This is a genomic window from Flavobacterium frigidimaris (assembly GCF_002217275.1).
Lineage (GTDB): Bacteria > Bacteroidota > Bacteroidia > Flavobacteriales > Flavobacteriaceae > Flavobacterium > Flavobacterium aquidurense.
In genome coordinates, this window is sequence record NZ_MUGV01000019.1 from 125,697 (window position 1) to 139,873 (window position 14,177).

The window sequence follows — 14,177 nt, forward strand, 5'->3', positions numbered from 1 at the left end:
CCTAAATTTGTAATTACTCAATCAAAACTGACAACGCTAAATATTATTAATAAAATCAGTTAAGTTGTATACAAAACTTTTTCCAATACCAATTGTTCTAGTTTTACTTCCAAACGATGGAAAGTCATAATAGATCTGCACATCTTCATTATCAATCGCAAACATACATGCACCCAGCGAATGTGGTTTCGTTCCTATAGGTGCAACAACTAACTCAAATCCATTATTTTGACTTTTAATATCGTTCAAAATATTATAAACACCAAAAGGTTCATTTGCGGTAGATCTTCGTATGGAACTAAATGCCTTCGATTGCTCTAACGGATATTGATTTTGCGAATATACATAATATTGCCAGCTAGGTTGAAACGATGGAAAACCGACAATTGCGTATGTTTTTCTATCAGAAGGATTAACATCTTCAAAAGCTTTACTAAATCTGTTACCTTCAAAGCCCATTATTGCAATTAAAATTCTTTCTTTGTTGTAATCTGATACTCTTGCAAAACCAGGCAGTGAATTTACCATACAAAATTTCTCAGTTAGATCAAATTTTTGTCTAGCATTATCTTCCTTTCCCTCTTGGACATATTTTTCCGGCTCCGTATATGTAATTAAAAGTTTCTTAGGTTGAAAGTCTCTTTTTATCAAAAGCAAAAGGTAAAAAAGAAACGGATGTTTTAATGATGTAATATCAATTAATAGATTCTTATTATTTATATCTATTTGATGCAGATCAATACCTAAATCTTTTACTAAGTCTTTGCCTTCCGTATCCAGATTTTTTCTTATTTGATTTCCATCTACAGGTAAGTTTTGTATAGAGTACTTTTCATGTTCAATATCATAATCGACAGCTAGTATATCATTTTTATAGAAGCCCTTTATCAGCGAAAGGACATTTGTTGCCCTAGCTTCTGAACTCGTACCAAGAAAAAAAATATCTATATCATTAAAAATGTTTTTGATATCCAAGGAGGAATCTAATTTGTAGTACCTATTATAAAGCATCGAATAAATCTATTTTAGTTTGCCCCCCGTTGATCTCTTCGATTTTCGCAAGAGCATTTGCAACATCATTTGCCTTTCTACTTTCTCCACTAATTAACACGGCGAGATTTCCTGGATCAATATATAAGCTTCTTATTTTTCTTGCCGAAATTTGAAAATAAGGTGCATAAATATGATTGAGGTGGTATTCGATATTGTTCCCATCAATCGAAGAATTCTTAACTTTTGTCTCTTCCTTTTTTTGCAGTACCGAGTAAAGTTCTGCACTCTTTAAAAAAATTAAACTTTCTTCATCAAGTCGGTTAAATTCACTAGAAAAATGATTTCTTTCAGGCTCACTCAATTTGATATCACGGTGCAACTTTTCAAAAATACCACCTAGTAGTAGAACAAATCTTTTTAATTTATTGCTATATGGTGTATAAGTTTCAATATCATTAATCTTATATTGACTAACATAATATGCCGCCTCAGATTGTTCATTGGGTGTCAACCTTCTTGGAGATTGGAATTCAAATGAATTTCTAAAAGCGTTCTTAAAAGCACTTTCACAAAGTTCTAAAAAGAATCTTATAATACCTGAGGAAGTCGATTTATAAGTATTAAAACCATAATACATTTTATTTTTACTATGCTCCTTGCACAATAAGAATATTAGACCATTCTTATTATTGTGAATCCAATCATTAAATTTTGAAGGTTTATTTTCTAAAAATAATGTTAGTTCATGTGCTATATGTTCACTTTTTTGGCCACGTTCCAAAAGAACAAGTATTAAACGTAAAATTAATGGATCTGCTGATTCATAGAGGATTGAACAATTTTCCTCTATACCAACTCGAGCTTTTATCTTCGACTGAAGAATTTTGATATCTTTAGGTTTTAAAAATGATGATAATTCATCCTCTAGATTATATTCACCTAAGTAAAACCTTATGTCCAAATAAGTAGGATCACCAATCACTTGCAAAGCATCTATTTTTTCAAGTCTTTTACGACAAATATCCACAATTAATTCCTCATACTCTTGTGATGTAAATTGTTCAAAGTTGTAATAACTGTAATCGTGAGGAGGAGTAATTATTTCACTATCTCCTAAAGTTTGGTAAGTTTTGCATCCTTTATTCCGCATCCCTATATCAATAATGACTGGATTAGGATGTTTAATTAAAGTGTTAACTATTCTTTGCTGATACAAAAGCAAATTTTCATATTCGTCAATAAAAACATGAATAGTTTTCTCTTGAAAATTTTTTTGTTTTAGAATACTCTGTGCTATTAAATTCAATAAATATCCATTACTAATGATAATTGGTCTTTCAATTTTGCTAACATTATTTACATAATTCATTAATAAAATTTCCTCATAACTCAGCTTTTTTAACAACAAAGAAAAACTATCAATTGAATCTTTTAAATTAAACAAAATATTGAGTTCGTCAGAAAGATCAAATTCAATCTGACTTTCACGGCTATCAAAACTTGAATTTATATCTATAATGATCTCAACCAATCTCTTTGATAAAGTGATATTTAAAAAATGACCAAACAGCAATGTCCAATCATCATCATCCAAACCTTTATGTTGAAACGCAGGAACAAAATTAGAATCAGCCCTAAAATGAATTCCAATAAGTTTTTCGGCTTTAAAAAACTCTTCAAATCTTATATTCTTACTTTCCGATTCTTTTTTTTTGTTAAAATATGAATGATACAAAAAAAACATTGTTTTACCTGAACCTCTACCTCCTTCGAGCATTAATGACTTTCGCTTTAATAGTCCCTCAAAATTTTTGTGATTAGAATAAAATTCAAATAACTTGTCACCTAATTGTTCGGCTCGATCTATAGAAAATGGATTATTGTATATTGTCATGCGCGAATGTATTTTTATTCTTAAACAATGGGTTCCATTTTTTATTTTGAATATAAAAAAGTGGTAAAGATGAGTCTGGAATCGAATGATGAAATGCCATTGCATAATCCAAATTTGTATATCCGAATAATGGAATCCCTTTCCTTTTACATAGTAAATCTAAAACATTTTTGCAAGATTCAACCTCTTCATTATCAAAATAAACCGAATCTTTACCAAATACCTTATACTTGTTTGTTAATTTCTCACAGAAAGTTATTCTTAATCCTACGTCAAAGTTATTAGAGTGAAAGTTTAAAAGGCCATCTTCACTACTCACTAAACAGAAATATTCTACTTCGAGATTTGGGAACATTTTTCGAAGTTCCTTGGGCGTTATAATTTTTTTATCCAATTGAATCTTTTCAAAATTCCAGAATTGGAACAATTGGTTGGAAGAGCCAATAAAATCGTCAATAATAATTAAATTTTTTGATCTTAAGAGTTTCTCGCTTTTTAAATTGTTTTGATCTACGATATTTTCTTCGGGAAAACCAAAATCGTTGGTCAAATATCTAGCCATAGCAAGCGAGCTTTCTGACAAATTATCAGTTCTTAATGGCAAAACTATAGCATCACGAATAAAATCATTTTTTAATCTGTTAAGTTCATCATTGCTCAAATTAAAATTATGAGCAATTTCTTCTTCTAATGCTTTTCTTTTAAAGATTAGCTCAAAAAAACCAAATTGGAGTAATCTTATCATATCCTCCTCCGAATAGAAAACAAATCTATCAAGTAGCTTTAAAGCGCAGTATTTCTCTTCAATCGTATCAAAATTACTTAACCATGCATGAAATGTATTAATATCTAACTTTGACCAAAACTTACTTTCAATATAAAAATATACCTTATTCTTTGCATATTTGATGAAATCTTCCATAGAAAAAATTAATTAAATGAACTAGATAAATTATATATTCTTGTCAAATTCATCTGTTTCCAATCGTTCTGAAACATTTTGGTCAACAATTAATGAAGAAACTTTAATTAAGTGGTTTTTTCCATCTTTTGCCTGACCATTAGTAATATTTACTACATCATTTACAAATATTTTCTGCCGTATAAGATTGCTTATTTTTGTTTGTGATCTGTGCATTTTCATCAATTAATTCTGTCAAATGTAATAAATAAAGATTATGAAAAATAAATTATAGTAGGTAAAACAATTAAGTACATGCATTATGCCGTTTCAGGCATTTACTCAAATCATCCAAAATATAAAAATAACTTTCTCTTACGTAAGCTGCTAGCTATCTTTCCAACGTCTCCAGCAGTTACTGCGTAACCTTAGTATTATTAAAAATAAAAAAGATGCAGCAGCATCTTTTTTATTCCTTCTCTAAGTCAAATTTAAAATCAAATAATTCTTTAGGTTCAATATCCAGACCCTTCGCTATTGAAATTATTGTTCCCAGCGATGCCCCATGTTCGCCATTTAAAACTCTATAAACCTGCTTGAGTTCAATCTTTCCAATAGATGCAACAGTCATAACATCTTTTTTATTCTTTTCCATTACACGTTCTAAATTCTGACCAAATGCTTTATAATATTTTTTCCTAATCTCCTTCATAAAGTGAAATTGAGATAATTAGGACAAAAAAAATTGTCAAATTTGACAATTTTGTGATTTTTTTCATATATTTGAAATTCTAAATAAATATTTAAAGAAATTTTAAATAGGATTTTATTAATTTTGCGACTCTTCAATTAAAAATATTTGAAGCATTCGCTTTGAATCTCGAACAGAAAACTGGCGTTTTTTAAACCACGAGAGGATAAGTAAGATGCTCACGTCATTGGCGTGGGCTCACTTATTGTGGTTGGTGCCGCCAGTACCTCTGTTCGATAAGCTGAGTTCCGCGCTTTTTTATGCTCAATACTCTCTTGTTATTCTTAGTGTTATCTCGATGATTTTTAAAGTGTTCGCAAAAAAAACGAATAAATCTAAACTTACATATGCCTGTGAATTAAATAAAATCTTTATTGTGATTATTAAGCCGTTTACTTAATACATAAAAAAATGGCCCTCTGCAGCAGCGACTAACTAGAGCAGAGGACCGTAGCCAATCAAATCATATTTAACTAACCAATCCCAAAATTATGAATAATTATTCATTTTCCAAGGGTGGAATGGATCTCTATTGCCTAATTTTTCTAGGTTTTCTACTATCTGTTTCACCATTGTCTGCCAAAAATCAATCTCAGCAAAGCAATTCATTTTCCCAACAGCATAAGGTTCAAGGTACTGTAACAGATGGCACTAATCCCCTGCCTGGTGTAACCATTGCCATTAAAAACAAAAAAAACAATGCCGTAATTTCCGACTACAGCGGTCAGTTCTCGCTCACCTGCTCTCCTAATGACACTCTTATAGTTTCATATATAGGCTTTAAAACCGCACTTATTTCTGTTCAGGGACGTTCACTTCTAAACATAGTCCTTTCCTACGATACCACTACTCTTCAAGAAGTCCGTGTCAATGCGGGATATTATTCAGTTAAAGAAAGCGAACGTACCGGAAGTATCGCACGTATAACTTCTAAAGATATAGAAACCCAGCCCGTAACAAATGTATTAGCAACCATGCAAGGGCGAATGGCAGGTGTTAGTATTACCCAAACCACTGGAGTTCCCGGCGGAGGTTTTGATATTAAAATCAGAGGACAAAATAGTCTTAGAACTGATGCCAATGCTCCCCTATATATCATCGATGGAGTTCCTTTCTCTTCTGAGCCCATTGGTTATAACCAGACCAATACAACCTATCCTGGTCTGTCGAGTCCACTCAACAGCATTAATCCCGATAATATCGAAAGCATTGAGATTCTTAAAGATGCGGATGCCACGGCTATTTATGGCTCCAGAGGAGCCAACGGCGTTGTACTTATAACAACAAAAAAAGGGAAAGAAGGCAAGACCAGGTTCACCCTTACTGCCTCTACGGGCGCAGGAAAAGTGACCAAATTCATGGATCTTATGAATACCCAGCAGTACTTGGCTATGCGAAAACAGGCTTTCATAAATGACGGTCTTGCTAATTATAACCCATCGGATTACGACATCAACGGCACTTGGGATCAAAACCGCTATACCAACTGGCAGAAAACCTTGATAGGAAATACAGCACAGATAAATGACCTTCATGGAACCTTAACAGGCGGTTCGGAGAAAACACAATTTCTCCTAAGCGGCAGCTATCGCACAGAATCAACAGTATTCATCGGCGACTTTCTCTATAAAAAAGGAGGAAGCCATTTTAGCCTGAACCACCGCTCTGATGACAGCAAATTTCGATTAACTTTTTCAGCTGGCTATACACTGCAGGACAATGATATGCCGGCATCCGACTTTACTTCCGTATCACGGATACTCGTACCAAATGCCCCGGCGCTTTACAATCAGGACGGCACCCTGAACTGGGCCGAGGGAACATGGGAGAATCCCCTTGGAAATCTTTTTCCTAAAGTAAAATCCAAAACAAATGATCTTGTAGCCAATACGGTACTTTCTTATGAACTGCTTCCGGGTCTTGTCCTAAAAAGCAGTTTGGGGTATACAAACCTCAGCACCACCGAAACAAGAACCTGGCCTTCCTCTGCTTTTAATCCCGCAGCAAATGTTCCGAGTTCACGATCAGGGATATATTACAATAATACCAAACGGTCTTCATGGATAGCTGAACCTCAGATCAGCTGGGACAAAGACCTTCTGGGTGGAAAGCTCGGAGTTCTTCTGGGATCAACATTTCAAAGCCAGACCACAGAGAGGCTGTATCAATACGCTGAAGGATTCAGTTCCAACTCCCTGATTTATAATCTGGCAGCAGCCACTTATATAAAAATTAATCTTAACGATGAAACCCAATATAAATATCAGGCCTTCTTCGCAAGGCTCAATTACAATTACCAGCAGCGCTACATCCTTAACTTTACCTTTAGACGCGACGGATCAAGCCGCTTCAGCCCTGAGAACAGGTTCTCCAATTTTGGAGCCGTCGGAGCCGCTTGGCTGTTTTCTAGTGAGGAAATTCTTAAAAACAGCTCATGGCTGAGTTTTGGAAAAATTCGCAGCAGTTACGGAATCACAGGAAATGACCAAATTGGCGATTATCAGTTTTTAAATACGTACACTACATCCGGAGTAAATTACAATGGCGTGATCGGGCTCCAGCCCTCAAGACTCTATAATCCAAACTTTGGATGGGAAACCAATAAGAAATTTGAAATTGCGGCAGAGCTTGGATTTCTGCACGATCGCATATTCCTGACTGCCGCATGGTATCAGAACCGTTCCTCGAATCAATTGACAGGCATTCCTTTGCCGGGCACCACAGGATTTACTACACTCCAAGCCAATCTTGATGCTACAGTTGAAAATAAAGGGACGGAACTGACTCTGCGCACAGTTAACCTCAACACTGGAAACTTTAATTGGACAACCAGTCTTAATTTGACCTTTGCCCGTAATAAGCTTCTGAAGTTTCCCGGACTGGAAAGCTCTCCTTATAGTCAGAAGTACCGTATCGGGAAACCTTTAAATATTGCCCTGCTCTACCAGTATAAAGGAGTCGATCCCCAGACTGGCCTGCACACCTTTGAAGATCTGAATGCCGATGGAAGAATCTCTTTTCCTGAAGACCAGCAAGTGGTCACTGATCTTAATCCTAAATATTTTGGAGGGCTTCAAAATCAGCTGACCTATAAGAAATGGAAACTTGATTTTCTTTTTCAATTTGTAAGTCAAAAAAACAGGGCTGTTGCAATGGAAAATGCAGGTATGATGTTAAATCAGCCCTCAAGAATGATAGACAGCTGGAAAAACACGGGAGACAACTCAAAATACCAAATTTATACCACAGGTATAAACGATGCGGCGCTCACTGGTGATTATTTATTTAGTGGCAGTACAGCGGCTTTTGAGGACACCTCTTTTATGCGTTTAAAAAATATTGCCCTATCCTATGATGTTCCTCTGAATCTAAAGGAAACACAATGCCGCATTATGCTCCAGGGGCAGAATCTTTTGACCTTCACCAAATATAAAGACGGAGATCCTGAGTTTATCTCGTACGGCTATCTGCCGCCTCTTAAGGTAATCTCTGCCGCTGTACAGTTAACATTTTAAATCAGGAAAAAATGAAAATAATCTATAGAAATACTCAAAACCTCACAACTCTCATTATCCTCTTCTTTACAATGAATGCTTGTGAATCATTTGTCGATGTCGATATGCCTAAATCCCAATTGACCAGCTCAGCTGTATTTGAAAGCTATCCTATTGCAGAGGCTGCCCTTACCAATATATACGGGGCAATACGCGACAAGGGAATGATTGCCGGAACAAACTCAGGACTGTCAAATACACTGGGGAACTATACCGATGAGATGGTAGCGTACGGCACACCGTCCAACCAGGCCCTGAATTTTTATAACAACTCATTGCTGCCCACAAACATTACTATTACTGATTACTGGAATACAGCCTATAACCAGATCTACGCCGCCAATTCCATCATTGAAGGATCACAGGCCAGTTCAGCATTGACCGCGGAGAATAAGAAGCAACTTCAGGGAGAGGCACTTTTCATAAGAGCGATCGAGCATTTTTATCTGGTTAATCTCTTTGGAGACATCCCTTATATTATCTCCACAGATTACAAGAAAAACAGAGAGGCAAAAAGAATTCCTGCCGGTGAGGTTTATTTAAATATTATAGCTGATTTGAAAAATGCAGCAAATTTTCTGCCGGTTTCGTATAGCACAAATGAAAGAATCCGTCCCAATCTTTATACCGCGAAGGCATTGCTGGCCAGAGTCTATCTCTATAGTGGCGCCTATCCGGAGGCCTCAAATGAAGCCTCTTCTGTCTTGAATCAGGCCGATACATATCAGCTGATAAAAAACATCGATGCGGTTTTTTTGATAAACTCCAAGGAAACTATCTGGCAGCTTAAGGCTGCAGGGACAGGACAAAATACCAAAGAAGGAGCAACATTTATACTTACTTATACTCCGCCTTCCCTTACAGCCATGCGTACCAGCCTTGCCGATTCTTTCCACAGTTCAGACCTTCGCAGATCCAATTGGATTAAGTCCGTGACTAATGGAACGACTACCTGGTTTTTTCCTTTTAAATACAAACAAAGAAATGCTACCGCTACATCTACGGAGTATTCTGTTGTTTTTCGTCTTGCTGAACAATATTTAATCCGAGCCGAGGCAAGAGCCCGTCAAGGCGATTTAATAGGCGCCAAGGAAGATCTTAATGTAATTAGAAACAGGGCCGGGCTTACAGATTCGCCTGCTGTTAGCAAAGATGAAATTCTGGAGGCTGTCCTGCAGGAAAGGAAATGGGAACTCTTCAGCGAATACGGACATCGTTTTTTTGATTTAAAGCGATTTAATAAAAGTGATCTAATTCTTTCTCCTACAAAACCAGGATGGAATACCACCGATGCTCTTTTTCCGATCCCGCAGAATGAACTGAGCGCCAACCCCTATCTGGAACCTCAAAATCCGGGATATTAAACAACAAAAACATGCGAAGCCATAATACTAAAAAAAACGTTTGCACGACCTTTATAAAACGGCTAACACAGCTTTTATTTGTTTTTTATATTTTGCCATTAGTAGCCTGTCCCTTATGGGGACAGGTGGTGCAAAAAAAAATAGTAGAGGCTTCTGATAATCATTTATGGGGTGTACTAGGCTTGGATAAAATATCTGCCGACCAGGAGTGGGTCTCCTATAAAATGAGATATGAAAACGGCATTGACAGTCTTTTTGTTCAAAACACCATCACAAACAAAACCTATAACCTTCCCTATGGAGATAAAACAGCATTTATTAATAACAATTCATTTACAACTCTTTTTGAAAAAAATCTCTATATCCTAAATTTAAAAACCGGAAAACAGGAAATTATCAAATCCGTTAACCAGTACAATTACTCGGCTCTCACTAATTATCTGATCATAGATTATGAAGCAACAAACCAGCAGAAAATGGTAATCCGCAACCCTGATGGAAGGACAAAAAAGGAAATTTCCAATCTTACTGGTTTTTCATTAAGTCCTGATGAGCAGCAACTCCTATACACTACCAAAGTAGATAATAAATCCAGTATTATCCTTTTAAATCTCAAAACGCAAAGAGAAAAGCAGTTCTTAGTGGAGGGGCGTCATAATTACGCGGGAGTTACCTGGCAGCGTTATGGTAAATCTCTGGCATTTATTGCCAAGACAGAGCTGACATCAGAAACTTCCCTTTTCTATTACTTGGTGGAGCAAGACAAGCTTTTTGAATTGAAATCCGAAACTCTGGCTGATTCAGGCTTCCCGGACAAAGCATCATTAGCCGATGATAATAGGATGAAACTACTGGTCTCGGATGATATGCGGAAGGTGTTTTTTGCTTTTAAAGACACGGGAAATGTTTCAGAAAACAAACCAGATTCAGATGTTGAAATTTGGAACGGTAATGATAAATGGGTGTACGCGCAAGAACAGATCTATGGAAACTTTCATAGGAGATCTAAAATTGCCCTGTGGTTTCCGCTCTCCAATACTATAGTGCCAATAACTACCGAAAAGCTTCCCAAATTGATGCTCACCGGCAATCAAGATTATGCCGTGCTCTCAAACCCCAAAGAATACGAGCCTCAGTTTGATCAGGATGGTCCCAGAGACTTTCATATCATGAACCTTCAGACCGTAGAAAAAACACTGTTCTTAAAAAAACAATCTGCCTATACTAATAGCATAATTCCCTCTCCAATGGGAAAATATATTGCTTACTTTAAAGAGAAAAACTGGTGGATTTACAATATTATCGATAAAACGCACACTAACATTACAAAAAATATAGAAACAAATTTTTCTGCAAAGGAAGAGATCTTAAACCCAGAATCTATTTGTGGTAATCCGGGATGGAGCCTTAATGATAAAGAAATCCTACTCTACGATCAATATGACATCTGGGCCATTAAACCCGACGGCACATCCCCTCGAAGACTCACCCGCGGTCGAGAATCAAAGGTAAAGTACCGCATCGCGGAGAGCCCTGATAAATATACCACAGTCTCATTATCGGATGAAATTAAAATTGAAAATTATGACCTGCAAAAAGAGCTGTACCTGAGCTCTGTGGCAGACGATGGAAAAACCGGTTTTTTTAAATGGACAAATCACTCTGGAGCGATTCCTTTAGTGCATGAAGATGCGCTTATTTCTGACCTCTATTATACGCAAAAAAAAGAAAAATTCTTTTACCTGAAACAGAGATTTGATCTGCCTATCCAGTTGATCATGCAGCATAATAAATCCAAAACTAAAGTAGTTTTTCAAAGCAATCCTCAGTTTCACAAATATCATTGGGGCGCCTCAGAATTGATCCGATACCAAAACGCGAAAGGCGAGAGCCTCAAAGCAGTATTGCTTTATCCTGCAAACTATGATCCTAAGAAAAAATACCCGATGGTCGTTCATATCTATGAACTGCAGTCAAAGAATCTCCATCAGTTTGTTAGTCCCAGCCTTTACAATGAAACGGGATTTAATCCCTCTTTATTTACGCTGAACGGATACTTTGTGCTGCTTCCCGATATTGCCCTTGCACATCAAAACCCAGGCATATCTGCTTTAGACTGTACAGTATCGGCAGTAAAAAAAGTAATAGGAAAAAGACTCATAAATCCAATGAAAATTGGGCTTATCGGTCATTCCTTCGGCGGCTATGAATCTTTTTTTATTTGTACCCAGACAAACCTTTTCGTGGCGGCCATAGCAGGCGGCGGAATTACGGATCTGAAAAGTTTTTATCTAACCCTGAATCGAAATACCGGAAAACCCGACATGTGGCGCTTTGAAACTTCACAATGGATGATGGGAAAAACCCCTTTTGAAGCGCCTTTGCCTTACTGGCAGAATTCACCGATTGATCACGTGGAAAAATCAAAAACGCCCCTTTTGACCTGGACAGGAAAAAATGATCGGCAGGTCGATCCCAATCAAAGCATGGAGTATTATCTCGCCCTTCGGCGTCTGGGAAAAAAAAGCATAATGCTCTTATATCCTAGTGAAGGACATGTACTGCAAAAACCTGAAAACCAACAAGATTTAACAATGCGCACCCTGCAATGGTTCGACTACTATCTCAAGGACGATTTAACCAATGAGTGGATTACCGCCGGGATGCAATAGCAACTATTTCAAAACAAAAAAACAATGCAGTTCTTATCGGGAACTGCATTGCTCTTTAATAAAAAATTAAAAATTAGGGTTGATAAACCTCAACGCTACAATTATTGGTATCTTCATTTATACCAAACGCTTGATTACCTGCTACTTTACATAAAGCTCCCGGTGTATCGCTGCATGTTCTTTTGATGTTACAGGCACCGTTCTGAAGGGTATACCCATCCACCGAAGCTGTGGTTTTAGGAGCACTCTGCATCGAGACAGTGGCAAACGCACCTGATATCCCCAGTGCAATAACTCCTAAGGGAATCATGTTTTTAAAATTTAAAGTTTTCATGATATTAAAAATTAATTTAGACTTTTTTGATCTACTTTTTTTTACAGGTATTCGATCTTTTTTCCTGATATCGGCCGATATATCTTTAGGCATTAGAAACTCTTATTTCTGTTGCTCAGTATTTCTTTTTTTAAAATATCCCGAAGTTGGTAAACAATTAGCTCATCATCCATAATGGCATATAAATTTGATGCCGTCACAAAAAAGGATCTAAACTTTTTGTCTCTAATTTTATAAAGGGCAAAACTCATTATATAAGCTTTCTTTTTCAGATCGTAAACGTCAATAATATAAGCCTGCTGCCAAATTTTTTCATCCTCAAATTTTCCCTGTATTGTGGAATGGACAAACAAAAGATTCTCACAGGCTACTACATGCTCATTGACAAGTAAAGGGGGCGCTGCCATTTTTCTCTCCTTACGGTCCTCAAGGTAAGCAACCTTTATTTTTGCCTTAGAAATAGTATCAATGGTACGACCTCTATAAGCAACAACAGCATTACGATCAGCAACAATATATTGGTTGCGATAATAGTAAACATAAATCACTTGATTTAGTTTTTCGCTGAATACCAACTGACCGTCAGTATCAAAAATACCGTCAATCTGTTTTTGTAAAAAAGAAGAATTATAGACGGTCGTAGGAACTCTATCCTCATTGTAAGCTCCAATTATCTGCTCTCCTTTTTGGCCTTTATTAGATCTAAAAACCAATGCTGCGCTGTCTACCGGTTCTGCCCTGGTAAAAAAAGGCAGGTCCTTGAATTCTTTATCAATCTTCCAATTAATTGTTTTTCCCTTAAAAACAGCAGGGACACTTCCATCCATTAAATAAAAATAAGAGCCTCGAACAATTATTTTAACCATTTTGAAATGAATATTTTTAGGATCAAAAATTATTTTTTCGGTCCTTCTCTCTCCCAGCGTTGCATCCATCGATAGAACATGCAAGGGATCGGTATAATTTCCAAGATAAATTCTATTATTATTGTACCCTGCAAAATAATAAGAGTTGAACTTTAGATCCGTACTTCTTTCACGCATTATAGGATGCTGGGGATAACGCCGAATGAAAGGATTTTTATGCTGCATCTTATCCTCAGAAGAAAAAAACAAGACAATAATTGATAAGGTGCTCAGAATAATATTTATTGGTATACTCTTTATAGGCCGAATTGGGATTCTAATTAATGAAGGATCACTAATTGATTTATAATTAATAATAAAAGCCAAACATCCCAATGCCATAAAAATCAGATTAAAAACAAGGTGAGCATTCCATGTCATTTTCTCTAAAACACCACCGCAGGAACAGGGAACAAAAGAACTGTAATACAATATTACATAGATATAAACACTAAACATTGTCATTAAACTTATGGCTAAGAAAAGACCCAGATTTCGAAGCTTTGGCACAATAAGCAATAAGGCTATAATAAGCTCTAGTAACGGAACCATCCATGAAAGTAACATTGCATAGACACTTAATATCGGAGACTGTCCAAGCTGCACCTGAAAATTTTCAAAATCCAGCAGTTTGCTCACTGCCGCATAAACAAACAGCAGGACATATAAAAGGCAGATAACCTCAACTATATATATCTTAAGTTCCTTATTTAAAGTAAGTGCCATAACTACGACCTTTGAATTACACAATGTAAAATTCTGAATTACAAATCAATAACACTTATATAATCGGGAGCGAGTATTACTCA

The 14,177-nt window shown here is 36.3% G+C and carries 10 protein-coding genes; 3 read left to right on the forward strand and 7 right to left on the reverse strand.

Going from position 1 to position 14,177, the window contains the following annotated elements:
* Nucleotides 1-36 precede the first annotated feature (36 nt).
* From B0A65_RS12045 to B0A65_RS12065, 5 genes are all read right to left on the reverse strand, one after another.
* Nucleotides 37-975: a hypothetical protein gene (locus B0A65_RS12045; RefSeq protein WP_123890334.1), complete on the reverse strand. Its 939-nt coding sequence runs from the start codon at nt 973-975 to the stop codon at nt 37-39.
* A gap of 25 nt (nt 976-1,000) precedes the next feature.
* Nucleotides 1,001-2,887, reverse strand: coding sequence for an ORC-CDC6 family AAA ATPase (locus B0A65_RS12050; protein ID WP_074661115.1), 1,887 nt, complete (start codon nt 2,885-2,887; stop codon nt 1,001-1,003).
* Complete coding sequence (locus tag B0A65_RS12055; protein ID WP_074661114.1) at nt 2,871-3,809, reverse strand: phosphoribosyltransferase-like protein; 939 nt, start codon at nt 3,807-3,809, stop codon at nt 2,871-2,873. The genes B0A65_RS12050 and B0A65_RS12055 overlap by 17 nt, the downstream gene beginning before the upstream one ends.
* A gap of 30 nt (nt 3,810-3,839) precedes the next feature.
* Nucleotides 3,840-4,025 (reverse strand): hypothetical protein, encoded by a 186-nt coding sequence (locus tag B0A65_RS12060; RefSeq protein ID WP_123890336.1) that lies wholly within the window; start codon nt 4,023-4,025, stop codon nt 3,840-3,842.
* 232 nt (nt 4,026-4,257) lie between these two features.
* Complete coding sequence (locus tag B0A65_RS12065; protein WP_074661109.1) at nt 4,258-4,500, reverse strand: helix-turn-helix domain-containing protein; 243 nt, start codon at nt 4,498-4,500, stop codon at nt 4,258-4,260.
* Between the two features lie 530 nt (nt 4,501-5,030).
* Between B0A65_RS12065 and B0A65_RS12075 the strand changes: the two genes are divergently transcribed.
* From B0A65_RS12075 to B0A65_RS12085, 3 genes are all read left to right on the forward strand, one after another.
* A complete protein-coding gene (locus tag B0A65_RS12075) occupies nt 5,031-8,054 on the forward strand; it encodes a SusC/RagA family TonB-linked outer membrane protein (RefSeq protein ID WP_074661106.1) in 3,024 nt (1,007 codons plus the stop codon).
* 11 nt (nt 8,055-8,065) lie between these two features.
* Nucleotides 8,066-9,457 carry a RagB/SusD family nutrient uptake outer membrane protein gene (locus B0A65_RS12080; protein ID WP_074661105.1) on the forward strand — a complete coding sequence of 464 codons (1,392 nt, stop codon included), beginning with the start codon at nt 8,066-8,068 and terminating at the stop codon, nt 9,455-9,457.
* A 92-nt stretch (nt 9,458-9,549) separates the two neighbouring features.
* Complete coding sequence (locus tag B0A65_RS12085; RefSeq protein WP_207556428.1) at nt 9,550-12,129, forward strand: S9 family peptidase; 2,580 nt, start codon at nt 9,550-9,552, stop codon at nt 12,127-12,129.
* 73 nt (nt 12,130-12,202) lie between these two features.
* Here the strand turns inward: B0A65_RS12085 and B0A65_RS12090 are convergent, their stop codons facing one another.
* On the reverse strand, nt 12,203-12,556 hold the full coding sequence (locus B0A65_RS12090; protein ID WP_074661102.1) for a DUF6520 family protein: 354 nt from the start codon (nt 12,554-12,556) through the stop codon (nt 12,203-12,205).
* Nucleotides 12,556-14,094, reverse strand: a complete 1,539-nt coding sequence (locus B0A65_RS12095) for a MauE/DoxX family redox-associated membrane protein (RefSeq protein WP_074661100.1) — start codon at nt 14,092-14,094, stop codon at nt 12,556-12,558. The genes B0A65_RS12090 and B0A65_RS12095 overlap by 1 nt, the downstream gene beginning before the upstream one ends.
* Nucleotides 14,095-14,177: the final 83 nt, after the last annotated feature.